The sequence below is a fragment of the Streptomyces sp. WMMC500 genome, from assembly GCF_027497195.1.
Lineage (GTDB): Bacteria > Actinomycetota > Actinomycetes > Streptomycetales > Streptomycetaceae > Streptomyces.
Genome location: NZ_CP114905.1, coordinates 4987925 through 5013570, shown reverse-complemented (window position 1 = coordinate 5013570; position 25646 = coordinate 4987925). Strand labels below are relative to the sequence as shown.

Annotated in this window: 11 protein-coding genes and 1 pseudogene; 4 read left to right on the top strand and 8 right to left on the bottom strand. The window is 69.5% G+C overall.

Going from position 1 to position 25646, the window contains the following annotated elements; genetic code table 11:
• The first annotated feature begins 617 nt into the window (after positions 1 to 617).
• Positions 618 to 2276 (top strand): N-6 DNA methylase, encoded by a 1659-nt coding sequence (locus O7599_RS21575; protein WP_281617245.1) that lies wholly within the window; start codon positions 618 to 620, stop codon positions 2274 to 2276.
• Here O7599_RS21575 and O7599_RS21570 read toward each other — a convergent pair.
• The 5 genes from O7599_RS21570 to O7599_RS21550 all read right to left on the bottom strand — a co-directional run bounded on the left by O7599_RS21570 (position 2236) and on the right by O7599_RS21550 (position 9378).
• Positions 2236 to 3498 carry a restriction endonuclease gene (locus O7599_RS21570; RefSeq protein WP_281617244.1) on the bottom strand — a complete coding sequence of 421 codons (1263 nt, stop codon included), beginning with the start codon at positions 3496 to 3498 and terminating at the stop codon, positions 2236 to 2238. The genes O7599_RS21575 and O7599_RS21570 overlap by 41 nt on opposite strands.
• A complete protein-coding gene (locus tag O7599_RS21565; RefSeq protein ID WP_281617243.1) occupies positions 3495 to 5363 on the bottom strand; it encodes a DUF4357 domain-containing protein in 1869 nt (622 codons plus the stop codon). The genes O7599_RS21570 and O7599_RS21565 overlap by 4 nt, the downstream gene beginning before the upstream one ends.
• A gap of 154 nt (positions 5364 to 5517) precedes the next feature.
• The gene (locus O7599_RS21560; RefSeq protein ID WP_281617242.1) at positions 5518 to 6048 is read right to left on the bottom strand and encodes a hypothetical protein; all 531 of its coding nucleotides are present in this window, start codon (positions 6046 to 6048) and stop codon (positions 5518 to 5520) included.
• The gene (locus O7599_RS21555) at positions 6048 to 8489 is read right to left on the bottom strand and encodes an AAA family ATPase (RefSeq protein WP_281617241.1); all 2442 of its coding nucleotides are present in this window, start codon (positions 8487 to 8489) and stop codon (positions 6048 to 6050) included. Before O7599_RS21555 ends, O7599_RS21560 begins: the two co-directional genes overlap by 1 nt.
• A gap of 205 nt (positions 8490 to 8694) precedes the next feature.
• On the bottom strand, positions 8695 to 9378 hold the full coding sequence (locus O7599_RS21550; protein ID WP_281617240.1) for an ATP-binding protein: 684 nt from the start codon (positions 9376 to 9378) through the stop codon (positions 8695 to 8697).
• Positions 9379 to 9709: 331 nt separating this feature from the next.
• Between O7599_RS21550 and O7599_RS21545 the strand changes: the two genes are divergently transcribed.
• Positions 9710 to 10558: a helix-turn-helix transcriptional regulator gene (locus tag O7599_RS21545; protein ID WP_281617239.1), complete on the top strand. Its 849-nt coding sequence runs from the start codon at positions 9710 to 9712 to the stop codon at positions 10556 to 10558.
• A gap of 13 nt (positions 10559 to 10571) precedes the next feature.
• Entirely contained in the window at positions 10572 to 10763 is a 192-nt protein-coding gene (locus tag O7599_RS21540) for a hypothetical protein (RefSeq protein ID WP_281617238.1), read from the top strand.
• A 48-nt stretch (positions 10764 to 10811) separates the two neighbouring features.
• Here O7599_RS21540 and O7599_RS21535 read toward each other — a convergent pair whose 3' ends face one another.
• The 3 genes from O7599_RS21535 to O7599_RS21525 all read right to left on the bottom strand — a co-directional run bounded on the left by O7599_RS21535 (position 10812) and on the right by O7599_RS21525 (position 24281).
• On the bottom strand, positions 10812 to 14975 hold the full coding sequence (locus O7599_RS21535; protein WP_281617237.1) for a DNA methyltransferase: 4164 nt from the start codon (positions 14973 to 14975) through the stop codon (positions 10812 to 10814).
• Positions 14975 to 17896, bottom strand: a complete 2922-nt coding sequence (locus tag O7599_RS21530) for a DEAD/DEAH box helicase (RefSeq protein WP_281617236.1) — start codon at positions 17894 to 17896, stop codon at positions 14975 to 14977. Before O7599_RS21530 ends, O7599_RS21535 begins: the two co-directional genes overlap by 1 nt.
• A gap of 67 nt (positions 17897 to 17963) precedes the next feature.
• On the bottom strand, positions 17964 to 24281 hold the full coding sequence (locus tag O7599_RS21525) for a protein kinase (protein ID WP_281617235.1): 6318 nt from the start codon (positions 24279 to 24281) through the stop codon (positions 17964 to 17966).
• Between the two features lie 598 nt (positions 24282 to 24879).
• Between O7599_RS21525 and O7599_RS21520 the strand changes: the two are divergent.
• Positions 24880 to 25524, top strand: a pseudogene (locus O7599_RS21520) (transposase); the annotation flags it as partial.
• Between the last annotated feature and the right edge of the window lie 122 nt (positions 25525 to 25646).

The following is a 25646-nucleotide window of genomic DNA, read 5'->3' as shown; positions in this document are numbered from 1 at the left end:
CTTCAAACCACGTGAGGCGGTGCGGCAGCAATCCGTCGGTTGACCTTGCCCGCGGCGCCAGACAGGAAGCGACGCGCTCCTCCCACCCTGTCACCACTGGCGAAGCTCCTCTCAAGCTCCGATGCGAGCACAGTATCACGCGGACAGCGAAGCTAGCTTCGCACGTTCGCGGTGTGGCTACACACGGGACGGATGCATGCCTCGCGAGAGATCCTTCAGCACGCTCACTGACGCAGGAACTGGCGACGCACCGCACCCCTCGAGGGGCAGGTGAGCAGGTCACACGCCCAGCCGCACGCCTGTCCAGGGCCGGCTGGGTCACCAAGGGGATCCACATCACGCGCAAGCCACCGCTGGGGTCCCTGGCCCGCAGGTATCCGGACCGCCTGTCACGGGATTGCCGTACCACCCCCCTACCAGGCGCACATGGCGCAACTGCCGCGCTACCCGCGCCACTGGGGTCCGCGAAGTGTGCGTGGCGACCGCGCGGAGAGCGCACACAGCGGAGAGCACCTGCCTGACTCCTCTTGCGCGGCCAACCGCATTCTGCGTTCTATGTTGACGTTGCCAACAAGTGAGGTATCGAGCTTTCTCGTGCCTGCGTGTACGGTGAGGGCATGACGGATTCGACTCCGCCAGCCGCCGAATCGCTGGTCACAGGAGCAGAGATTGCCAGGTTGGCGGGGGTGACGCGGGCTGCTGTCTCCAATTGGAGGCGGCGGTACAGCGACTTTCCCGCTCCTGCGGACGGTGGTGCGACCACGCCGCTCTTCTCGCTCACCGAGGTCCGTTCCTGGCTTGCGAAACAGCAGAAGGGTGTGGACCTCTCGGACGACGTCCGGCTGTGGCAAACGCTTCGGGGTGCCTTCGGCGAGGACATGGTCGCAGGTATCGCGGGTGTCGCCTGCTTGCTGGCGTATGACGACGCCTCCACGCTGGACAAGGACCTGGCCGACTTGGCCACTCGCCTGGCCGGGGAAGAATCGGCGGCCGGTGTCGTGGATCAGCTGGTCGAACGTTTTCTGGATTCCTCGCGTCGCACCGGCTCCGACCAGATCACCTCGCCACGCCTCGTCAGGGCTGTGAGCCATTTCGCGGGGCCGGTGTCCGCCGGCTCCCTCATTCTCGATCCGGCGTGCGGTATCGGAACGCTGCTCCTCTCCGTCGGGCCTGTGAACGGACCGGAACGTCGCGGCCAGGAGAGCAATCCGGCAGCCGCGGAGCTGACGCAGGCGCGGGCCGATCTCGCGGGACACCGGGATACCGCCGTCGAAGCGGGGGACTCTCTCCGCCAGGACCGCTGGCCCGAGCTGCGTGCCGACCTCGTCCTGTGTGACCCCCCGGCCGCCGGGCCCGACTGGGGCCGGGAGGAACTTCTCCTCGACGCCCGCTGGGAGCTGGGCGTCCCTTCCAAGGCGGAAGGGGATCTCGCCTGGCTCCAGCACTGCTACTCCCACACCGCACCCGGCGGCCGGGTAGTCGCCGTCATGCCAGCTTCCGTGGCATACCGCAGGGCAGGCAGACGCATCCGGGCCGAGGTCGTTCGCAGAGGCATCCTCACGGATGTGGTTGCGCTGCCTCCGGGCATGGTTGCTTCGCACGCTCAGCCCGTGCATCTGTGGATTCTGCGCCGTCCTGCCGGCGCCTCAGCCAGCCCCTCTTCGGTCCGGATGGTGGACCTCACCGCCAACGACCCCGACGGCTCCATGGAACCGACTGCCGAGCAGGCCGTCGGCGTAGCACTGGTCGATCTCCTCAACGACTCCGTCGACCTCACCCCGAGCGCCTACGTGGACGCGTCGCACGGGGACCTTCCCGCCGAGTACCGCGCCCTCCAACGGAACGTCGAGGAGCGGCTCAGGCTGCTGACCGCCCTCTTGCCCGCTCTCTCCGCGGGCGAAGGACCGGGAACGCTGGGCGGTGCGACCATCAGCCTGGCCGACCTCTCCCGCGCCGGACTCGTTGACCTCACCGATGCCGAACCCCGCTCCACCAGCGATCAGTTGGACACCGAATTCCTGCGGGGGTTCCTGCGGAGCACGGCCAACAGGCGCCGCTCGACGAGCAGCAGCGGCACCTACCGCCTCGACGTCAAAGGTGCGCGCATCCCGCAGATGGCGGTGGAGGAGCAACGCCGCTACGGCGCCGCATTCCGTGCTCTCCGGGAGTTCGAGGAACACGTGGGAGAGGTGGCCCGGCTGGCGGAGCAGGTGAGCGCTCTCGCCCGTGACGGTCTCACCAACGGAACCCTCCTGCCCCCGGAGGACGCTGCCTGACGGACTGCTCGCCCGGCTCCGCCGCGTCCGCCACCATCGAACGGGCGATGGTGGCGATCGCGTCCAGCAGTTCGCCCGGCGGGCGGTCCAGGGCCAGGGCGTGCTGGTTGATGCGGACTCCGGCGTGCCGCACCCGGTGCGTCACGCTCGGCTCGTAGCCCTTCGCGTACACGAGGTGGCCGTCCGGGAGGCCGAGAGCCGTGCAGTAGGCGAGCATCTGGTAGAGGTCGGCGTCCGGGAAGCCTTCGGGTTTCTCCGCCTTGTACTTGGCGTCCGCGACGGCTCGCGGGTCGCCGCCGTCCCCGTACCAGACCAGGTCAGGGCGCATACGCACCCTCCCGTCCTCGTCCAGGCGGACGCCACGGGCCTGGAGTGCGCTACGTCCGCCGTGTTCCGCGAGTGCCTCGCGCAGCGCGACGCAGACGAAGTCCTCGAAGACCTTGTGTGTGTCGATGAGGTATCCGTCGACGGAGACCGGCCCTGCTCCGTGTTCCACCGACGAGCCCCGCAGAATCGTCCCGGCAAGCCGTAGCGCGGGCTGGTAGCGGAGGTTCAGCCGGCTGGCCCGCCACTGCGGCAGTTCACGCACGCCCCGCCTCAAGGGCTCGGCGTCCAGCAGCCGGCCACGGTGATGCCGCAGCCGACGGCGTACGCCGTCGGGCACCCGGGGCAGACTGAGCAGCCGCTCCGCGGCGGCGCGCAGCAGGCGGTTCTCCGCGATGTCGGTCCGGTAGTCGTCGTACGCCACCTCGACGGGGAAGGCCCGCCCGTGATGCCGTTTGACCTGGTCGGCCTCCCTGATACGGCCACGGACGACGAACGCGGTCTCCTCCGTGTGCCGGTAGCCCTGGAGAACGCCTTGCCGCAGCGCCCGTTCGAGCGACCTCTCGAACCCCTCCGCCAGCGCTGGAAGCACCTCGTCGTGTTCGGCCACGCCCACCTCGCCGTCGCGGTGAACGCGAGGATCGGCGGCGTAGCCGATGAGGAAGAACAGCCGTGCCACCGGCACCTTGGGAGCGATCCGGAGGGTGACGGGATCGTGTCCGGGTGTCTTCAGGGATACCGCTCCGACCTTGCCGCCGGCGCGCAGCCGCCAATCACCGGGAAGGTACGGGTCGGGTGCGGCCTCGACGATCCTGGCGGCGGCCAGTGCCCGGCCGGTCACGGCGGGCAGCGGCACAGTGACGGCTGCGCCGTACTCGTCCAGGTCGACGGTCGTCACGAAGCCGCCGCGTCCGGTCCGCTGTCCCCGAGGGACCGGGAGAGGGCGTCGAGGCCGTAGCGCTTCTCGATGTCGAAGGACTCCCCGTAGTGGTGTTCCGCCAGCAACGGGAGGATCTTGGTCCGCCAGGTCCGCTCCAGTCCGCCCTTCCGGTGCGCGCTCGGCTTCAGCAGGTAGGAAGGGCCGATGTGGAAGTCGGGGTCCTCGATTCGCGAGTTGAGTGCTTCCAGGAGGTCCGCCGCCCGGCCGTCGTATCCCTCGCGGTCGAGCCAGCGCCGCAACAGGCCGCTGGTGGGCTCGGTGCGGGGGGACAGCTCGACGAAGGCGAAGCGCCTGCGCATCGCCGCGTCGACCAGTGCGATCGACCGGTCGGCGGTGTTCATCGTGCCGATGACGAAGAGGTTGCGCGGGAGGGCGAAGTCGTCACCGGAGTAGGTGAGCCGCACGGACTTCTTGCGGTATTCCAGGAGGAAGTACAGCTCCCCGAAGACCTTCGCCAGATTGGCCCGGTTGATTTCGTCGATGACCAGGAAGTGCGGGATGTGGCGGTTGCCCTCGCGAGATGCCAGGTCGGCGAGTTCGCGCAGGGGGCCCGCAGTGAGGCGGAAGGCGACGTCCCCTGTGTCAGGGTCCTCGCGGGGGCGGAACCCCTCGAAGAAGTCCTCGTAGGCGTATGAGGGATGGAACTGCACGAGCTTCACCCTCTCGGCTCCACCCGCCAGGTACTCGGCAAGTTTGAGGGCGGTGTACGTCTTTCCGGTTCCCGGCGGCCCGTAGAGGATGATCTGCCGCTCGTCCCACAGCAGATCGCGGATGCCGTGCAGCCACTCCAGCTCGTGCACGAGCAGGGCGTCGGCGAAGGACTGCTCCGGTACGGGCAGTTCCAGCTCGCGGCGCGCGGCGAGCGCAGGCGTCGTGCCGCCGGGGTCGCGCTCTGCCACCTCGGCCTCGTCCACCAGTTCCTCGTCGGAGAGGCCGAGTCCGTCGATGTGCGCCTGGACCGCGGTGAGGTCCACCACGTCGTACTGCGCGTTGAGGCGCTGCTGGATCTCCTCGGGGAGCACGTCGTACGGATGGCCGGTGCCCTGCCACTCGACGGGCCGCCGCAGGTTGGACAGGCCGCTGTCGGAGGCGGTCTGCTCGGCCGCACCGGAGATCTGACCGACGTAGAACCGCCCGCCGGAGAGGGTGCACACCGTGTCTCCGGGCTTCATCCGGGACAAGAACGCGTGCAGTTCCTCGACGAGTTCGAGTTTCTGGTTGTACGTGGCGGTGGTGCCCCAGTCCTCCTCGACGACCCTGCGCAGACGCTCCTTGCTGACTCCCTGACCGATCCCCTGCCGCATGCGCGGGGCGGCGAGGGAGACGCGTCCCTCGGGAAGCCACATCCTCTGCACGAGATCCGTTCCGGACACGTTGTTGCCGCGTACGAGCCAGGCCCTCGCGGGGCCGGCCCAGACGCCCTCCATGAAGTCGGAGAGCGGCACGCCGGCTTCGGTCTTCCAGTCGGTCCATCCGTTGCGCGAGGATCCGACCAGTAGTGAGGCCGCTTGGGACGGCGAGTCACAGTCGAGGTCTTGGGCCATCTCCAGCCACCCCGGCCAGCGCGTGGACGGACGCAGCACGCCCGTCTTCTTCGCCATCCCACGCACGGCGGCGGGGCGGGGCTGGTGCTGGGAGAAGGCGGGCGTTTCGGCGTCCCGGGCGGGCGAGCCGGCCAGGATGCGGAACTTGCGGCTTCCGTTGGTCCCGACCTCGTCCATCAGGACGCCGCGGGCCCGGTCCACTTCACCCCCGTTGGGCAGACGCAGCAGGAACTCGGGCATCTCGTCGGGGCTGCGGGGCCCGTCCCCGGTCTCACTCATGCCTGCTCTCCGTGTGGTCAAAGCCGTGATCTCCGGCCAGGAAGCACGGCGTGGCACCCCCGTGGTGAAGGAGCGTGGTCGCACGACCGTCATCAATGAGTTCATTCTGCGACGGGACGGCTTGGTGCCGAAGGGAACCCGGCACTCCGTACCCTCACGGGCCGGCGGCGCCCGGCGGGCCGGGCCGCGGAACAGGGCTGCTCCCGTGCCGGGCCCCCGGCAGGAACGTGGTGGGAGTGCCGGGGGAAGGAATCGGCCGGCCACGTCCAGGGCCGGGAGACGGCACAGCCTCGGCGGCAGTGGCCGTGGAGCCCGTGCCCCCGCCGATCGCGTCCAGCAGGCCGTTGACCTCCAGGAGGCGGCCCTGGATCTCCACAGGGCTGGGCGGCAGTTCGTGCGCACGGTGGTGACAGGCCGTGCTGAGCGCGTTCCAGGTGAGATACCAGCGCCGGGCAGTCCCGCGGTCCGTGTACGCCTCCAGGCACAGGATGCGGTGCTTGCCGTTGCGGGTCATGCCGGGGGCGAGACGGCACCAGAAGTCGTCCAGGCTCCGGTCGAGAGCGAGGCGCAGCAGCATGGCGGCGGCTCGCGCCCGGACCCCGGGCCCGAGCGCTTCCGCCGTGCCCGCCGGTGGCCGCAGCAGGGCCTGGGCGGTGGACACGAGTGCGCGCACGTCGTCGGTCATCAGGCACCCCCCTGCGCCGCCGTGGCCGCAGTCCCCCGCCGGATCGCGTCGGCCAGCCGCTCCGTACGCCTCACGAGGCGCTTCCGGGAGTCCACGGTCGGCAGCCCGGGATGCGCGCCCGCGTTGAGTTCGTTGATCAAGCCCCATCCTCCGGTGTGCAGGCTCTCCACCGCCGTCTGCGGGGCCGCCGAGGCGTCCCCGCAGACGGCGAGGGCCACGTACTCCTTCGTCCGCACCAGCCCGGAGACCCGCTTCTCGAACTCGGTGAGGCCCAGGAGGTGGCCCCGTTCATCCCGCAGGGTGCGGCGGGCGGCTTCCACGCAGGCGGCCTCCAGGGCGGCGCGGCACATCGTCGGGACGACCCGGTCGGCCACGGACTGCGGCAGGGACGGATCGAGGGAGACCGCCCTGGCCTCGTCGAGCGCCTGCGCGACGGGATCGCTCCGGTCCTCGATGGTCACGTGCGAGTTCTCCTCGCGGGAGATGTGGCGGATCGTCGAGTTGATACCGAGGTGCGTGAGGGCCTGTTCCAGCCGGGTGTCGTGGGTGAAGACGACGACCTGGCGGTGGCGGGCGCACTCGCTCAGGACGGCGGCCAGCCCTTCCACCTTCTGCGTGTCCATCGACTGCACCGGGTCGTCGATGACGAGGAATCCGAACGGGCTGCCCTCGTGCGTGGCGCGCGGGATGAACAACGACAGTGCCAGCGAGTGCAGTTCACCCTGGCTCATCACGCTGTACGCGGGCGCCTCCTGGTCGTCTACGGAGACGTCGAGCTGCACGCTTCCCCGCTGGGCCGTGCCCTTCAGGTCGACGCGGCCGAGCGACACGCTGCTACTCTCGCAGAGCTTCGTCCACACGCCCTGAGCGTGGGCGCCGAAGCGGCTCATCCGCTCGTTCCGCAGCTCGTCCGTCAGCTTCTTGAACCACGTCCGGGCCGCCTGGGCCACCTTGCGCCGGCCGGTCGCCTCCTGCGCCTCCTCCGCCGCCGTCACCCACTCCGCGAGCCGCACGGCCACGGGCCGCCAGGCGGCGTCGCGATCGGCGAGCCTGCGAGCCGCTTCGGCTCCGACCTGCCGGCAGGCCGCGCTCAGGGCCGGCGCGAGGTGCCCGACCCGGTCCGCGAGTTCGGCGGGGTCGGTGAGGCTCCGGCAGAGCGTCCACTCGCGCCACAGCCGCGCGAGGTCCGATTCCTCGGAGCGGAGCAGTTCGGGCACCGGCTGGACCAGGTCGTGGACAGCGCGCCGCGCACCGATGAGGACCCGGCGTGCGTCTTCGGCCCCGGCCGCCTCCCACTGGAGCCGCTCGATCTCATCCCGCGCCTCCTCGGCCCACTCCTCGTCCAGACGGCCCGCGGTGCCGCAGACCGGGCAGTCGGGTCCGAAGCTTTCGGAACGACGGCGGTGTTCGAGTGCACTTTCCAGCAGTGCGGCCAGCCGGCGCGCGTCCTCGGCGTCGGAGTGCCGTACGTCCTCGACGGCCGCAGCCGCCTCCCGCAGCCGTGCCAGGGCCCCCCGAACCTCCGCTTCGTCGGGACCGGACAGGGCGGCGAGGACCCGGAGGCGATCGTTCTCGCCCTTGTCCGGAACCGCGTCCCGGTCGAGCAGGTCCCGTACGGGGGCGACGTCCGGGGTATGCCCGTCGAGCGCCCGCCTGGCCGCGTCGGCACGGGGGTCGTCGAGACCGGTCAGCGCCTCGACGGCCGCGGTCCGCAGGGGACCGGGCAGAGCCTCTGCGTCCTTGTGCTCCTTGAGCAGGGCGGCGAGCCGGGCGTCCATCTCGCTGAGCAGGCCGAGCCCGATGAAGGTGGAGATCTTCCGGTAGAGCTCGCTCAGCGGCCCGTCCACCATCGAGCCCAGTTCGCTGTACGGCAGGAACGGGCGGTAGAGGTCGAGCATCGAGGGGTCGAAGCACTCCTCAAGCTTCATCTCCGTGCCGTCCGCCCGCTCCACCGTCGTGCGCGCGTCCTTCACCTCCGCCCCGTACCAGGTCCGATGGACCGTGACCGGGGCGGCGCTGCCGCCCAGGGTGACCGTCACGGAGATCCGGGGCGCCGCGGACTCGTGCAGGTTGCGCCACCCCTGCCGCCACACCACCGGGCGGGCCTTGCCGCCGTTGGGGCCGTCCCAACGGGCGTTGCATCCCGTGAGCGCCATCTCGGCGGCCTCCGCGAAGCTCGACTTCCCGGTGCCGTTGCGCCCCGCGATCACGGTCAGCCCGGGGCCGGGCGGGAGGTCGAGCGTGACCTCGGCGCCCACACCCCGCCAGCCGGCCGCGGTGACGGAGCGCAGGTACACGGGCCCTGCGTGCCCGGCCTGCTCCGGAACGGGCTCCGGAAGCACGTCACGCAGCAGAGCGGCGGCTCCCGGGGCCAGTTCGGACCCTTCGGCGGCATCGATGCGCGCAGCGATCAGGCTGCGGAGCGGGATCTCTTCGGTCATGGCGGTGGTCCTCGCAAGGGGCGGGCCGGGGGCGCGGCAGAAGGCCGGGCCGTTCACAATGCCATTATGATGTAAGCATGTTGGCGACGTCAACAGACTTTCTGAAGCCGTGAATCCGACTGTGTGTACTACTCTCCGCCTTCCGTTCGGCACGGCGCCGCGCCCCACCCGGACGTCAACTGACCAGAGTTCGCCTCGCATCCGGTCAAGCGACCTCGCCATGCGCGACGCCCGCCGCGCCCGACGCACCCTGCACGCCGTGCGCGATCGTGGCCCAGGTGCACACGCCGGCGGCGGGCGGATGCGAGGCGGCGAACCCCCACTCCCCGCCGCCGGCTTCCGTGAGTTCACGAACCGCCGCGAGAGAGACCCGGCGGCGTTCTGCGCACTGACCGGCAAGGCGGGAGTTGAGGTGCGGGGTGTGCGTGTCGTACGCCACCACCTGGAGCGCACCGCCGTCGGAGCGGCGGAGTACGAGGTGCACCAACTCCCCGGCACCGGTGAAGCGGCAGGCGTGCACGGCGAGTTCGTGGACGAGGCTGAGCGCCGGGTCGATCAGTTCGTCCTCGACACCGTGCACGTCGAGGACGGCCCCCGCCGAGTCGTGCGCGATCACCGGCGTCCCGGTGGCCGAGGGAAGCGTCAGACCGTAGGCGAAGTGGGAGGCGGAGGGCTCCTTGAGGCCCGGGGGAGGCGGCGGGCAGTGAGTGATCGCCGATGCCGACTGGAGCGCGTAGGGCGAGCCGAGGGTGTACGCGGGCAGGCTGGACCGCACGCCGCCTGCGGCCAGTTGGTGACCGGGACGACCTGCGGGAGCGCGGCGGGCGGTCGAGGCTGCGGCGGGGGCTGGTTCCGGCGTTGCGGGGGTCAGCGGTGCGTTTTCGGGCATGACGGCTCCGTTCGGCGGCGTGAACACTGGAAGTGGGCCGTGTCGTTGGCGGCACGGGTGAGTTGTCGGGACAGGGCCGGTGTGGCACGGATCAGCTCGGCGACGCGGCAAGGCAGTGGCTCGTCTCCCTGGCGCGGGCACACCCCTCCCAGGGCAGGAGGATGCGGGCAGGCTCGCGCGACGCTCTTCTCAAGTACCTTGCGTGAGCTTCGCGTGACTTACGGTAGGGTATGAGCGGTGGCAATTGCCACTCTGTCGAGAAAACTACCCCCTTCGCGGCTGGACGGCCGATGGGAGGTCTGCCTGCCGCCGAACCCGGGAGAATCACGCCATGCCACCACGGAGCATCCCCAGCGAGCGTCAGAAGCGTCTCGGTGCGGAACTGCGGAGGATGAGGAACGACACGGGCGAAACCACCGAGTTCGCTGCCCGGTTGCTCGGTCTGGACAGAGCGAAGATCTCGAACATCGAGTCCGGCGTTCGTGCTATCACTCCCGAGCGTGTGCGTACGCTCGCCACGAACTACGGTTGCAACGACGAGCGATACGTCGAGGCGGTCGTCGCCATGGCTGAGCCTCGGCCGCGTGACTGGTGGGAGACCTACCGTGGTCAGTTGCCAGCGGGGCTGCTCGACATCACCGAGATGGAGTGGCATGCCACTGCGGTACGGGCCGGGGTCTTCCTGCACGCGCCAGGGCTGCTCCAGACCGACGGGTACGTCAGAGCGGTGGGCAACGCCGCGCTTCCGGCTCTCTCGGACCACGAGATCGAACTGCGCGTCGCCCTCCGCCTACAACGCCAGCAGGTGCTGCACCGGCGCGATCCGATCTCGTACACCGCCTACATCCACGAGGCAGCGCTGCGGATCGAGTTCGGTGGGGCCAAGGTCATGCGGGCTCAGTTGAACCATCTTGGCGAGATGAGCGAGCTGGGCCACGTGGACGTGAGAGTCGTACCGTTCTCGTCCGGTGCATTTCCCGGGGCAGGGCAAGCGCTCAGCTACGCGACAGGGGTCGTGCCCCAGCTCGACACGGTGCAACTCGACTCCGCCCATGGACCTGGGTTCACTCACGCACCAGCCCAACTCGACAAGTATCGTGCGCAACTGGACTGGATGGAGGCCGCATCTTTCGACTCCAGCAAGTCCCGAGACTTCATACTCGCCCTCGCCAAAGCCTGATGGGAGACAGAGAGTGCCTGACATCGCCTGGGAAGAACCGTTCTGCGCAGAGAGCTCCAACTGCTTCCGCATTGGCACGGACGCTGACGGCAATGGGTACATAGCCGTAGCTGGCCGAGAGGATACCTACCTCACGGATTCACGCGAAGCACTGCGCATGCTTATCCAGGACATCAAGGCGGGCAAGGCCGACCATCTGCTGTAGCCCCCGGAGCAGGCTCGTGTATCGCCTGCCTGCCCCGGACCATCTCCGTCAGGCAGTCTCCGGCTCGGCGGGGTGACGCGGCCCGTGGCCGGGGGGCGGGGTGAGCGTGGAGGTGTAGCTCTCGCCGTCTACGAGGGGCGTGATGAGGCTTACGCCGACGGCGGCCATGCGGTCGTACTCGGCGAGGACGAGGTCCTTGGTGCGGTAGTGACCGTACTTGGCGATCTCGTTGTTCTTGAGGCCGCCCGTCTCCGACTGAAAGGACTCCAGAATGTAGTCCGCATCGTCGCGGCTAATTCCGTAGAGATGCAAGAAGTAGGCGTCCAATTCGGCGCGGATTTGCGCTCGACGATCCTCATCCCAGCGGAAGGGGGCTTCGCTGTCGTCGAGGTCCCGGGCAAGTGGGGCCATGTTCAAGGCGGTATAAGCGAGTTCCAGGAAGCGGGGGGTGATAAACGGCGAGTGCGACTCCATGTCACGCGGAGCGGGGACAGGGAGCTGCTTCCATGTCATGAGAGCCATGTGGATGCCGCCGATCTTCTGGCGACTAACGAAGTCGAAGACGAGGGAACTCTGGGCCGCCACTAGAACGCCCACAAGATCGGCGGACATGAGCGGCAACATCAGCGGGTAGGTATGTCCGACGGCCCCAAGCGGCAGCAGAGCGGCGATCGCTGTGCGCTCATCGGTTGTACGGCAGACATCTCGCCAACCACACAGCCACTCATGTTCCCAGCCGAGTTCCTTCAGCCGACGTGCGACACCAGGAACTTTGACCTCCCTGCCGTTCCGTACAGTAGGGATATCTCCTTCTTCCTCAACCCAATACCGAGGCATTGCGGCACGGGCGGCTTCCTGCTTCTCAGCAATACTGAGCCGACGACGGTCCTCGTTTCCCTTGCCGTAGTAGGTGTTCCAACGATGATCGAAGTGGTGAGCCATCTTGCCCTCATATAGGGGAAGCATCCGCTTACCATCTCGAATAAACACATTGCCATGCAGCTCCCACCCCTCCCGTTCCAGCACCTCGCGAGTCCGGAAGAGGTCGGAGTCATCGGACATGTTGAAAAGATTCTTGAAGACGACGCCCCACGGGTTATCTACCTTATCCGCGTCATTCCACAACACCGGAAGATTCCCGTAGATCGCTGCCGTAAGATCCGCGTCCCGCCGCGTCCGGAAGATCGGCAGCGTCCCCGTGTTGGGATTAATGCGCGCGATCTCCTCCGGGCTGAGCGCGAAGACACGCTCCGCGTCATCCAGATCCGTCGGGTCTTCCAAGAAGAAGGCGAAGCGAGCCGTGGGCTCCCGCAGCTCCCGGCCGACCAGCGACAACAGACAGAATTTGTAGCGGGAGTCCACCCCCACGAAGAGCTGCTTCCGGTTCTCGAAGTCGTACAGCGCCGCCACCGCGCCCCGCCGCGTGAAGTCGCTGAACAGGTACTGCGCCCCCGCTCCCGTGGCAATGGCCGTCGGCAGGATGCACCCGAAGCGGCTCCGGGGGGCCGCGATCGTCGCGAAGCGCTCCGCGAACAACTGGTCAGTCTGAAGGGAGTTGACCCCCTTGATCGTCAAGCCCTTGCCGCACAGCGGGAACGCCCCCGACGCACCCGCGAAGAGGAACGTCGACTTCACCATCCGCCGCGCCTGCCGGTACCGCCGCCCCGCCTCCGGGTTCCCGGCCTTCTCGTTCTCCGCTTCCCACTCCGCGATCCGCGTGCGCCGTGCCGTCCCTGCGATCGCCGCGATCGACGGTTCGACCACACTGAAGTACTTCTTGTCCTCGAAGTCGACCTTGTCCCACGGCGGATTGCCCACCACACACGAGAACCCGCCCGACCATCCCGTAGCCGGGTCCACCCCCGCGCCATCCCTCGCCCCCGCGCCTTCCGGGACCGTGAACACCTCCGGGAACTCCAGGTGCCAGTGGAAGAAGCGGTACAGGTCCCGCAGCCGGTCGATCTCCTCGTGCGTCGCCGCCGACGCCGAGCTGCCCTCCGGGTTGCTCAGCGCCCGGAACACCTCGTGGGTCACCGGCGGCGGCGCGTCCTTCGCCTTCCGCCACATGAACGCGGCGCACCAGGCGTCCGCAAGATGCCGGGCGTGGACGTACTCCGTCTGTTCCTGCAAGTCCTCGTACGCTGCCTGCTGGGCGTGTACCTCACGCAGTTCGTCAGACGGGGCACTGGTGATCCGGCGCAGGCCCGACGCGAAGACGGTGTTGGAGACCTTCGGCTCCACCACCACGTCGAACAGCCCACTCTGGCCCCGTCGTTCGTTCTCGTTCTTCTTCTCCAGGGCCTTCGCGTACTTCGCGTCGTCGCCCTCGACCGCCTTGAACGCCTTGCTCGGGATGCCGTCCAGCATCAACGCCGGCGTCGCGCCCACCAGCCCGTTCCCGTGCTTGATGTGCGCGTCCAGGAAGCCCAGCGCCTTTCCCGGCTCCAACGCCTCCAGCCACAGCGACACCTTCGCCAGTTCCACCGCCATCGGGTTGAGGTCCACCCCGTACACGCACCGGGCGACCACCTCGTGGAGTGCTCTGCGCACCGCGACCGGCGTCGGCTCGGGGTTGCTCTCCCGTACCGCCGCCACCCGCTTGGCGATCCGGCGGGCTGCCGCCACCAGGAAGTGGCCCGACCCGCATGCCGGGTCGCAGACCGTCAGCGACAGCAGCTCGGCGACGACCGTCTCCGACGGGTCCGGCTCTCCTGCCGCCGCCGCGGCCTGCTCGCCGCGCTTCTGGGCGTCGTCGATGACCGGGTCGAGGGTGGAGTCGAGCAGGGTCTCGATGAGCGAGGCCGGTGTGTAGTAGGAGCCGGTCTTCTTGCGGTCGTTACCCAGGCGGTTGACCAGCTCGAAGGTGCGCTCGGCCGCGCTGTGCTTGGGGACGAGTTCGAGAAGGGACTCGTAGATGGAGCCGAGTTCCTCCGAGCCCATGTTGCGGTAGTCCACCGGCCGCCAGCGCGCCGTCTTCTCGTCCCGTACGCGCGAGAGGTGGCGCACCGCCTCCAGCAGGGAGGCGTTGGACAGCGTGCAGTCGCGCAGCGGGGCGTCCGCGGCGGTGTCGTCGAAGAGGCCGCCGAGGCCGGGCAGGCCCAGCTCGGGCCGGCCGTCCTCGCGGCCCAGGGCGTCCAGGACGATGCGCAGCGCGGCGTACTGGTCGGCGTGTGCGGTGCCCTGGCGGCGCAGGGCGAGGCGGCGCAGCCGTGCGGAGCTGAAGTAGGTGGCGTACCGCTTGCGGGAGTCTTCGCTCGCGCCGGGATCGAGCAGAGCGTCGCGGTCCTCGGCGACGAAGAGGAAGATCATCCGGTAGGCGAGACGCAGCAGGGACGCGTGGAAGCGGTCGACGTCGAGGTTCTGGCGCAGTGCCGTGTTGCCGGGGTGGCGCAGGAAGCCGGTGCCGAGCGTGGTGATGGCCCGCTGGACGCCGTCGCGGTGGTGGTCAAGCGCCCGGGTGCCGGAGGCGATCGCCTCGGTACGCCACTTCTCCAGCCAGCACACGGAGGGCGCCCCCGCCTCGCCGGTCTCGAAGCGGGAGACGTGCAGCAGCCGGTACAGGAGGACGAACTCGCTGAACAGTTCGCCGTCGAAGATCGCTTCGAGGTCGAACTCGACGTACGAGGCGGTGGCCAGGGCGTTGGAGTCGCGCAGCAGGCGCAACTGCCGGCCGTTGGTGAGCACCCCCCACAGGTGGGCTTCGCGCCGGTTCAGGCACTCCTGGACGAGGGAGTGCGGGGGGACGGTGCCGACGCCGCCCGGCCGCTTGTCGAGGACCGCGTTCCAGGCGGCCATGTGGACGGGCACGTGGTGCCAGCGGTGGCTGAGGGGGAAGACGCGGTCGGGGTCGCTGTCGGCCCGGTACTCGCCGGAGGCGACCGTGGTGAGACGGCCGAAGCCTAATTCGTTGAAGAGCGGTTCGAGCCACTGGCCGATCGCGTGTCCGGTCGCGTCCGCGGGCAGCTCGGCCTCGGCACTGACGGGCAGCTTCTCGCGCAGTTCGCGCCAGACCCCCAGGAGGTAATCCCAGTGGCGCTCGGCCTCGTCCCGTACGGAGCGGCGGGGGCCGATGACGTGGTAGTCCGCCGGGCCGGAGCCCGGGACGTCCTTGCCCTCCTTGCTCTCCGAGATCCGGACGAGCATGTCCGCGGGGAGCAGGCCACCGACGGTGTGGACGGCGGAGAAGACCTGGTTGCGTGTGGTGACGGACATCAGGCGGTCCCTCCGCTCTCGGTGATCGGGGGCAGGTAGACGTAGACGCCGAGGATGTCGGCGGGCTGCTGGGCGGTCACCTTCAGGCCCTGCACGATCTCGTCGGAGGCGCGCCGGACCCGGCGGTGCGACTCGTGGAGTTCTCCGGCGAGCTGGGCGCCGTAGTCCGCCATGTGGTCCTGGACGGCGCCTAATTGCCCGAGCGTGCGGCTCATGGTCCTGCTCTGGAAGTAGTCGTCGGTGCTCTCGGCGGCCTCCGCAGTCAGGAGGGCGAGTGCTCTGTCCTCGGGGAGCCAGACCGGGTTCTTCACCGATCCCTCCCAGGCGAGGAGGCGGGCGTCCTCGGCGACGATCCTGCGCGTCCCTCGCCTGGAGGGGAGCGTGAGGTGGAAGCGGTAACGGACCAGGAGCAGAGTGGTGCGGACGGACACGGCGGCCGTGGAGACCACTCCGCAGCGGCGGGCCGGGCGGCGGCCCGGCGCTTCCGCGTCCAGGGCCGTATCGAGGACGTGGGCCGCGAGGGCGCCGACCACGGGGTCCGTGCGGACCAGGGCGGCCTCGCCGCGGGCCACGGCCGCCGTAGTGCGGAAAGGGATGGGGCACCCGGACTCGACGGCCTCGGCTCCCGCCACGGGGGCGAGGGCGTCGCGCAGTCCTGCGGGGACGCCGCCGACCTCGGCGGTGAAGTCCCCGCTGCCGTCGCCGGCCTCGACGACGTGTGCTTCGAGCGCCGCCAGCGCGTGGCGCACGAAGCCGTCGACCTCGTCCGCGCGGCCCAGCGTGTCGCGGATGGCGGCGACCTCGCGGGCGACTTCCTCGGGGTGGATGGCGCGCTGGGCGAAGCGGGAGCGGGAAGCCGTCTCGCGTTCGGCGGCCGAGTTCCACCGGCTCTCCAGCTCGGCGGCCTTCGCGTCCACGGTCTTCAGCGCCTCGACGCCGAACAGGCCCTCCTGCTCGGGTTCACGGCCGCGCATGAGGAGCCATTCGACGATCGCGTCGGTGACACCGGAGGACGCCTCGTCAGGGACGGAGACCGAGATGCCGAGGTCCTTGCGTATCTGACGGTGTTTGGCGATAAGGACTTCGAGGACTTTGCCGTCGATGCCGTTGTCGATGCCGTAGAGCGTGATGACGCGGACCTTGTCGCGCTTCTGCCCGTACCGGTCCACGCGGCCCTCGCGCTGGTCGTGGCGGGTGGGATTCCAGGCCAGGTCGTAGTGGACGACGGCGTCGAAGTGGTGCTGGAGGTTCACGCCCTCGGAGAGGCAGTCGGTGGCGACGAGGACCCGGCGGGCGGCGGGGTCCTCTCCGGCGAGCGCGGCCAGTTCCTCGATACGGCCCAGACGCTGCTGCGGGGAGAGGGTGCCGGTGACGGACTTGACGACCGTCCTGGAACCGAGCTTCTTCTCCACGTGCGCGGCCACGTACTCGGCGGTCGGGATGTACCGGCAGAAGACGATCGGGTGGTAGCCGTCCTTGAGGAGCGCCTTGAGGTGCCTGATGAGGGCGGCGAGCTTGAGGTCCGTCTCCGGACCCTCCAGGGCGGCGGCCCGTTCGGCGAGGTCGGCCAGCCGGGCGCCGGCGCCTTCCGTCTCCGCGCCGGGCGCGGCGTCGAGTCCTTCCAAAGCGTCGCTGTCGGCGGAGTCGCGGGTCAGCGGGGCGGCGAGCCGGTCGGCTTCCTCGGCGCTGGCGGCGACGGCCGCCGCCGACCGGGTCGAGAGGGTCTGGGCGGCGGCCCGGGGTGAGGAGACCAGGGAGCGCAGGAGGGCGATCGCCGACCACCAGGCGATACGGGCCTCGCGCCGGCTGTGCTCACCGGCGGCCCGGACGCGCTCGCCGGCATACGCGATGGCGTCGTCGAGCAGCGCCCGGTAGCCGGGCGACAGCTTGTACTTCTCATCCTTGGACTCGCGGTCGGAGGGGAACGCGGTCTTCTCGGCGAGGCTGTCGTCGGCCAGCCCGCTCTCTTTGGTGAGGTACTGGCGTACGTCGGCGCGCTTGCGCTGCACGAAGTGCCGGGCGAGGAGCCGCCGCCCGCGGTCCGTCTCCAGGTCCACGTCGGCGAGTTCGGGCAGGACCAGACCGAGGAGGTTGCGGAAACCGGACTCCTTGCCGCTGTGCGGGGTCGCGGTGACCAGCAGCAGGTGCCGCTGCGTGTCCACCGCGATGCGCCGCAGCAGTTCGTAGCGGAGCTGGTTCTGCGTGGAGACGGTGTCGTCGGCGGCCACGCAGGTGTGGGCCTCGTCGACGATGACGAAGTCGGGGCAGCGGCGTACGAAGTCGTCGCGGTGCCGGGTCGACTTGATGTAGTCGGTGGAGACGATGACGTGCGGGTACCGGTCGAAGAGGGACTGGCCGAGGTCCAGGCCGCGTTCCAGGCGCGACACCGTGGAGGCGAGGACGAGTTCGGCGTCGATGCCGAACTTGGTGCGCAGCTCCTCCTGCCACTGCTCGGCCAGCGCGGGCGAACAGAGCACGGCCAGCCCTCTGGCCTCGCCCTGGGACAGGAACTCCTTCGCGATCAGGCCCGCCTCGACGGTCTTGCCGATGCCGACGTCGTCGGAGATCAGCATGCGTACGGTCTGCTGGCGTAACGCCATCAGCAGGGGCACCAGTTGGTACGCGCGCGGTTCGACCGCAATGCCCGCGAGGGAGCGGAAGGGGCCGGCGCCGGAGCGGAAGCCGATCCGCAGCGCGGAGCGCAGCAGCCCGGCCGCCCGCTGGTCGCCCAGGTCGGCGGGCGACGGGGGCGCGAACTGGGCGTCCCGCACCTCCTCGAACGCGGGGAAGACGGCGGAGACGTCGTCGTCGGAACCGCCCAGGGGGCGCAGCACGAGCAGGTCGGGCTCGCTGTCGGGGAGGACGACCCACTCCCGGCCGCGGGCGGTGACCAGGGAGCCGGGGGTGTAGGTGCGCGTCATCGGGACTTCCTCAAAGCCGTGTCGGCCGGTTCGGTGACCGGGCGGGGTAAGCGGTGCGGGTGGGCCGTCATCGGGACGGGCCGGGGCCGAAGTAGTGGGCGTGTTCGGCGGCGATGGCTTCCCAGTCGCCGCCCTCGGGGAAGCGGATGACGTCCCAGCCGGCGACGTCCAGCCGGTCCTCGGCGTCCTCGTCCCGCCCCGGGCCGTCCTCGCCGCCCACGAAGACCGCAAGGTTGACGCCCGGCATCCGGTAGACGAAGTCGGGGCGGGCATCCGCCCCGGAGACGGTGACCCCCGCCTCGTCGGGGAGGCGGAGGCCATGGTCCCTGAGCCAGTCCAGGAACTCCGCCTCGACCGGTGCGGCGGCTTCGGCCGGACCGCTTTCGGAGCTGGGGGCGGCGGTGGCGGTGGCCGTCATGAGTCTGAGGTGCTGTTCCGTGCTGGTCTCACCGCGCTTCTCACTCGTGGAAACAGCCGACGCGAGCCGCAGCAGCAGGTCGGTGACGTCGTGACGATTGATTGCGCCGTGGTGGAGCTGGTTGCCGTAGGTGAGCAGGCAGTCGTAACAGCCACGGGCGCAGGGGCGGTCGGACTGCGGCCCCGCGTCGTCCTCGCCGTGCTCGTCGAAGTGGCAGACGGCCAGCGCCTGCCGGGCGGCCCTGGCGAGGGCTCCCGGTTCGGCCTGGAGGCGGCGTAGGACACCCGCGCCCCCCTCCGCGGCCTCCGTGAACAGCATCCGGTCGCGCGGTCCGTCGGCCGGTGGCAGCAACTCGCTGGTCAGCTCGGAGTCCTCCAGCTCGAAGGCGGTCTCAATGCCGCGTTCCAGGGCGTACATGAGCGTCAGGGCGACCGGTTCCGGCAGTGGCTCGTCGAGGGTGACGACGAGGATGTTGCGGCGGTCCTCGACGAACGGGATGACCCGCTTCTTACGACGCTTCTCCTTGCCGTCCGCGTCGACGACGGGCATCTCGCTGGAGTCGCCGGAGGCGTCGGAGGCGTCCCGCTCGTTCATCCAGCGCCCGTCGGCGGGATCGAGCCAGTAGCCGGGCGGCTCGTTGTCCTTGGCGCGCAGTCTGCCGACGTTGGTGATACGGACCGTGGCGGAGTCCCCGTAGGTCAGGGTGGCGAGCGCACCGGCGGAGTCCGCGAGGCGGGCGTCCTGGCGTCCGCGGCGGGTGCCATGGTGCCGGAAGCGGTACGACGTCTCCAGCCGGTAGCCGGCCCTGCGGCGCTCTTCCTCGTCGGAGGAGATGCGCTCACGGTGCCGCGTGTAGACGGTGTGCAGGTGCAGGAGGCCGTAAGTGGGCGCGCCCAGCGGCTTCCGGCACATCTCGCACGTGTCCCGGCGCTGCTCGGGTTCGTCGAGGTACCCGCAGTGGGCGCAGCGGCGGGCCTCGCCGGTGGAGATGTCGCCGGTGGAGTCCGGCGGAAGCTGAATGCGGGTGACCTGGTAGCGGGCGCCCTCGTGGTAGATGAGCGCGCCGGGCCCGAACTCGCGGATGGCGAGGAAGCGGGGCCGCTGGAGGTAGTCGCCGTCGCCCTGACGCCCGCCGCGCGTGGGAATGTAGGCGGCGAGCGGCAGCCGGGGGAACGAGTAGCCGGGCAGGAAGCCCTCGGACGCCAGGTAGCGGTACGGATTGAAGTCGGACAGGACGGACCGGTTGTCCGCGCTCTCGTTCTTGAGCAGGTTGAGCTGCGTCTCCGCCTGCGTACGGCGGCGGAAGGCGTCACGCCGGCTCTTCTCGGTCAGCGTGTGGTCGAGAACCCTCTTGTTCTGCACGTACTGGTCGACCAGGGCCGAGCGGTAGAGGTCGCGCCAGCGGTCGAAGGCCCGGTCGAAGTCGCGCGGGGCCCTGCGTACCGCGTCCTCGATCCACCTCTCGTCCCACCAGGTCGTCTCTCCGAAGCGGGGCAGGAGCGGGCCGAGGACGCGCCGGGCCGCGGCGACTGTGCGAGCCTGTGCGCCGGGGTCGTGGGAGGCGGTCCGGATGTCGTCGAGGAGGTCGAGTCCGGGGGTCGGCCGGCCCGACGACTCGTGGTGGGCGATGTCGAGGACCTGCGGTATCGCGCGGCCCAGCGTGAGGCCGGCCTCGGCGAGCCAGATGGCCTGGAGGTGGGAGCGGACCAGGTCCTCGTTGGCGAGGTCCAGGCGGGGCGGGGCGACGGCACCGGCGACCATCCGGTGCGAACGGCGGAAGTAGTACTGGTCGTGGCTGTTGCCGGTGGCGCAGTACGTGGTGACGAGGGCGGGCTGGCCGCTTCGCCCCGCACGGCCGCTGCGCTGTGCGTAGTTGGCCGGCGTGGGAGGGACGTTGCGCATCATGACTGCGTTGAGCGAGGAGATGTCGACGCCCAGTTCCATCGTCGGGGAGCAGTAGAGCAGCTTGAGATCCGCCTTGCCGAAGTCCTCCTCCCGCTGCTGCCGGTCGGCGGGGGCGACCTGGGCGGTGTGCTCGCGGGCGAGCAGGCCGGAGAGGCCGTCTGCCGCCTCGCGGTAGAGCTGGCGGAAGAAGGCGTTGACGCGCGGCCCGTCGCCGCTGGCGTACGTACGGGTGAGGGGGTCGTGGGCCCCGGTCTCACCGGTGCCGGCCCGCCAGATGATGGCGGCGGCGGACACCCGGTAGCCGGTGGCGGTCGCCGGGGGCCTGCGGACGTACCGGGCCCGCTGCGGTGCCACGGACAGCTCGGTCACGAGTCCGGCGTTCCTGAGGACCTTGAGCAGATCCTCGATGACGGTTTGGAGTTCGGCGTGGTCCAGGTCGTCTCGGAACCCCCGGTAGGTACGGCGGAGGTACTTCCCGTACTTGCCGCGCGCGGAGAGGAACAGGCCCGTGCGGTCCATGCCGGGCTTGGAGGGCTGAGGGTACGCCGTGGCGACCGTAGGGCTGTCGCTCCTGGAGAGCCGCCAGGGGTCGACGAGCCGTTCCTCGCTGGCGCTCTGGAGCGAGTCGAAGTCGTCGCGGAAGTACTGCACGTCGATGGCGAGGGACCGGCGCATCTCGTCGAGCAGCACCTTCATGATCTCGGCCCGCAGCGAGGCGTCGGCGCCGCGCAGCGACGGGTGGGCCTTCGCCCAGCAGGTCTCCCGCTCCGCGACCCAGGGAAGGTCGGCGTAGTCGATCTCCAGGAGTCCCGTCTGCTCCAGGTTCGGCATGGTGACGCGCCAGCCGCGCTCCAGGTCGAGATAGAGCCGGAAGGCGATCACGTCCCGCAGGGTCCTGGCCGCGGCAGCCGCCAGGCGCGGTGGCAGATCGCTTTCGCCCGTGTAGACGGAGGGTTCCAGGGCGAGGGCGTTGGCGACCCGGGACGTCAGTTCCTCGTGCTGGATGCCGTCCGGTCCCGCGTCGACGACGGCCCGGTACAGCGCTCCCCGTAACTCGGTGACCTGAACGAAGTCGTTGAAGTGACCGGCCTGGAGAGAGGCGTCCTGGCGGTTGTCGACGAACGTGAGGAGTTTGCGGGCCTCCTTGGGGAGCGCCGCTTCCGGCACGCTGTCCAGGGAACGCACCACGGACGCGGATATCAGCGAGGTCGCCGAGGAGCGACCTTCCTGGTCCAGGGTGGCCAGCTTGGCGAAGTCCTTGCCGCGGGTCTGCTCGTACGCGACCGAGCACTGCAGGCAGAAGAGGAACGGAGCGGGGATGAACGCCGCGTGCAGCTCGCCCTTGGACTCGTTGCCGTACGGATCGACGGTGACGGCTCGCGGCAGCCGGTCGCGGTAGGACTTCTTGACGACCTCCTGGCCCTTGTCGTCGATCTCCAGCCAGGACTCGGGCAGCCGCCGGTCGGCGATGGCCTCTTCCGAGGTGCGGGGCCAGGGGGCGCTGTCCGGCCAGCGGTCGGTATCGATGTAGAGGTAGCCGTCGCCTGCCCGGCCCCCGGTGGCGGCGGTGTCGCGGCGCGGTTCGTAGCGGATCTCTCCGTCCCTCTCCGTACGCCACACGGTGAGGTACTCCTGACCGCACTCGCGGCAGAAGGCGAGCGGCATCAGGACATGCCCGTCGGTGCCGGGCCGCACCCGCTGGTAGTCACGGGTGGCGTGGCGGTCGGCCTTGCTCTGCAGGGTGACGTAGACCGTGTCGCCCTTGGACAGGAACTGGTGGAGCCGGAAAGCGAACAGGGGGCGTTCCGTGACGGGGTGGTACGCCTGCGAGCCCGCTTCCAGCGTTTCCCGCAAGGCGTCCGCGCACCGCTCTTCTTCGACGCCGCTCTGCTGTGCCAGCTCGGCGGCGGCGTCCTCGATCCTTCCGGGCTTCTGCCGTACGAGTTGCCCTGTGGCGTCGTCGGTCCCGAGGCCGAAGTACGTCTCGATCCAGCGCGCGAGGGGATCGGTCACGAGGTCGGCGTAGGCGCTCGGTGCGGCGGCTCCCGCCAGGCGCTCGGTCGGCACGGCGGAAGGGGGCTCGCCGGTGGCCCGGACGAGGGTCTCACCGATGACGTGGTCGGGGCTGACCTTCGTACCGAAGAGCTTGGTGGCCATGTCGGCCACCACGTTCTTCTGGTCCGCCAGGCTGCCTTCGGTGGACATCGTTGCGGAGGTGCCGATGCACTGCACGTCGTCGGCGCGGCAGGCGTCGCGCACCCGGCGGATGAGGAGGGCCACGTCCGCGCCCTGCCGGCCGCGGTAGGTGTGCAGTTCGTCGAAGACGAGGAACCGGAGCCCCTCGGCCATGGCCACGAGGCTGTCGCGGTCGTCGGGCCGGGTGAGCATCAGTTCCAGCATCACGTAGTTGGTGAGGAGGATGTCCGGCGGGTTCTGGCGGATCCGGCGGCGGGTTTCGTCGTCCTCCTGGCCGGTGTAGCGGGCAAAGGTGACGGGCTCTTTGCCCTCGCCGTACCCGTTGCGCAGGTATTTCTCCAGCTCCTTGACCTGGCTGTTGGCGAGGGCGTTCATCGGGTAGACGATGATGGCCCGTACCCGTCCGGGGGGGGCGTCTGGCCCGGCCTCCTGCCGTTCCCTGAGCACCCGGTCGACGATCGGGACCATGTAGGCGAGGGACTTCCCCGAACCGGTGCCGGTGGTCAGGACGTAGGAGACGCCGGCCGCCGCCGCGTCGATCGCCGCACGCTGGTGGCGGTGCAGAGTGAGCGGGCGGCCGTCGCAGACGGTGGAGTCCTCGGCCTTACCCGCCTGGAAGATCTTCGCGCACTCACCGTGCAGGACGTTCTGGGCGGCCAGTTCGGCGACGGTCCCGGACGAGGCGAAGAAGGGGTTGAGCGACAGCCAGGGGTTGGGCCATTGCGACTTGGCGTCGAGGTCCCTCTTCACGAAATCCCGGACGCGCTCGTCGCGGATCACCGTGCCGCCCTCGGTGAAGGAGCGGTAGTCGTTGATGAGCTTCGTGTGCACACCGAAGACGTCCATGGCGGAACCTGACAGAGGCCGCTTCGCCGGCTCGGGGGCCGTCGGCCCGGAGGACTTCTCCGTGACGGCCCCGACGGCGTCCCCGGCCGGCCGCAGGAGCCACTTCACCGGGTCGAAGTCCTGCCAGACGGAGAGCGGGACGACGTCCGTCACGAAGGGCAGCAGCGCCTCCCGTACGGCGACGGCGTCGGCCGGGCGGTCGGCGGGGTTCTTCGCGAGGAGGAGGTCCACCAGGCGGGCCAGCGCCTCCGGCACGTCCCGGCGAAGCAACCGCACCGGAGTCGGCTCCTGGTGGAGATGCTTGTCCCGGAAGTCGAAGTCGCTGTTGCCCACGAAGGGCGGGTTCCCCAGAAGCATCTCGTGGAGTACGCACCCGAGCGCGTACAGATCCGCGGCCTGAGTGACGAGGCTGGCCTCGAACTGTTCCGGCGCCATGTAGCGGGCCGTGCCGACAGTCGCTCCCGTGCTGGTCAGCCTGGTGCCGTCAGGGTCGTCGACGATGCGGCCGATCCCGAAGTCGAGGACCTTGACCGCGCCTCCGCGGGTGAGCATCACGTTGCGGGGCTTGAGGTCCCGGTGGATCACTTCGGAGGTATGGGCGGCTGCCAGACCGTCGGCTATCTGCGCGCCGATGGCGGCGGTCCATGAGACCGGTAACTGGCCCTCTTCGTCTATGAGGTCGGCGAGCGGGTACCCGTCAAGGAACTCCATGGCGAGGTAGGGCAGATCACCGTTGGCCTCGTCCACTCCCCCGTCGATGGTGCGGGGCAGGTTGGGGTGGCTCAGCAGACGCATGATGCGCACTTCACGCGCAAATCTCGCCACCGCGTGCGGATCGGCCTGCGTCTGCACCAGCGTGCCGGAGCGGCGGCGACGGATGAGCTTCAGTGCGACGACGCGTGCGGGCGAGCCCTCGGGTGCATCCAGATCTTCGGCGCGGTGGACCTCGCCCATGTTCCCCGAGTCCAGGTGGCCCAGCAGCCGGAACCGCCCCGCAACCGTCCCGGAATCCCCACTCATTGCCGATGCCTCCCGTACGGCTTCGTCCCGCTGGTCCCTGGCTGACAGGCCTGCCCACCGTGGCAGACGGGAACACTCACGGGAATGTACACGCGAAGCCACCATTCATGCAATATTTTATGCGTTAGCATCGTCAACAGAGTCTTGGGTAACCCGATGCCGGTGACTGGTCTGTCGTCGGGGTGAATCACGGTCGCGCAGCCACGCACACAGCCGCACCCGCTCGCGTCCGGGTGCGCTCGTCGGACGGGGACGGGCTCACGAGACACCGCTAATGAGGAGCGATGAGCGCTGCAGGCTTCGCCGCTCACGTGCTCGCACAGACAGATCATGGCAGCAAGGACCAGGGAAGCGACATGGGCCGTATGGCCACTTCGGTGGCACGGCTAGAGCAGGGCAAGAAACGTCCGCGAGCTACGGAGGATCCTTGCGCGCCGAAGGATCGCGTCCCGCCGAGTGGTGTAGGCGGTCGGGGTTGTGAGCCTGTGGGGTGCCTGCCGGGGGCGTGCACCCGCTGTGGGTGCGTACTCCCTGAACAAGGGGCAGGCAATCGCGCAGTCTCCCTGGTGAACAGCCAGTTCAACCGGAGGAGCACACGATGGCCTTGTCCCAGTCTGACCTGATGCGGCTGCTTCAGTCACTACGCACGGCCAACGGAGTTGAAGCGATCAGGATGCTGGTGGAACGCATCCTGCAAGAACTCATCGAGGCCGAGGCCACCGAGGCCATCGGCGCCGCCCCCGGCGAGCACTGCGAGACTCGCAAGACCTGGCGCAACGGCCACCGGGACCGGCTGCTGACCACCCAGGCCGGCGATGTGGACCTGAAGATCCCCAAAACGCGGACCGGGTCGTTCTTCCCCTCGCTGCTGGAGCGGCGCCGGCGGATCGACCGGGCCTTGTTCGCCGTGGTGATGGAGGCATACGTGCACGGAGTGTCCACCCGCAGCGTGGACGACCTGGTCAAGGCACTCGGCGCGGACTCAGGCATCTCCAAATCAGAGGTCTCACGCATCTGCGGCGAACTCGACACCGAGCTGACCGCGTTCAAGGAACGGCCGCTGGATCACACCATCTTCCCCTACGTGTTCCTCGACGCCACCTACTGCAAGGCCCGGGTCAACCACCGCATCGTCTCCCAGGCCGTGGTCATCGCCACCGGCAACTCCGTCACCGGGCACCGCGAGATCCCTGGGCTGATGGTCGGCGACAGCGAGTCCAAGGCGTTCTGGACGAAGTTCCTGCGCTCCTGTGCAAACGTCAGCATCGGCAGGCACCGGCCTTGCATGCCCTTCGTTCGGGACGAAGAGGTCGTGGGTTCAAATCCCGCCACCCCGACAGCAAAGCATCAGGTCAGGGGCTTGAT

What these genes read in the sequence shown, in the direction of transcription:
- O7599_RS21575 (WP_281617245.1), top strand. Translation starts at nt 618, where the DNA reads ATGACGGATTCGACTCCGCCAGCCGCCGAATCGCTGGTCACAGGAGCA.
- O7599_RS21565 (WP_281617243.1), bottom strand. Translation starts at nt 5,363, where the DNA reads ATGAGTGAGACCGGGGACGGGCCCCGCAGCCCCGACGAGATGCCCGAG.
- O7599_RS21560 (WP_281617242.1), bottom strand. Translation starts at nt 6,048, where the DNA reads ATGACCGACGACGTGCGCGCACTCGTGTCCACCGCCCAGGCCCTGCTG.
- O7599_RS21555 (WP_281617241.1), bottom strand. Translation starts at nt 8,489, where the DNA reads ATGACCGAAGAGATCCCGCTCCGCAGCCTGATCGCTGCGCGCATCGAT.
- O7599_RS21550 (WP_281617240.1), bottom strand. Translation starts at nt 9,378, where the DNA reads ATGCCCGAAAACGCACCGCTGACCCCCGCAACGCCGGAACCAGCCCCC.
- O7599_RS21545 (WP_281617239.1), top strand. Translation starts at nt 9,710, where the DNA reads ATGCCACCACGGAGCATCCCCAGCGAGCGTCAGAAGCGTCTCGGTGCG.
- O7599_RS21535 (WP_281617237.1), bottom strand. Translation starts at nt 14,975, where the DNA reads ATGTCCGTCACCACACGCAACCAGGTCTTCTCCGCCGTCCACACCGTC.
- O7599_RS21530 (WP_281617236.1), bottom strand. Translation starts at nt 17,896, where the DNA reads ATGACGCGCACCTACACCCCCGGCTCCCTGGTCACCGCCCGCGGCCGG.
- O7599_RS21525 (WP_281617235.1), bottom strand. Translation starts at nt 24,281, where the DNA reads ATGAGTGGGGATTCCGGGACGGTTGCGGGGCGGTTCCGGCTGCTGGGC.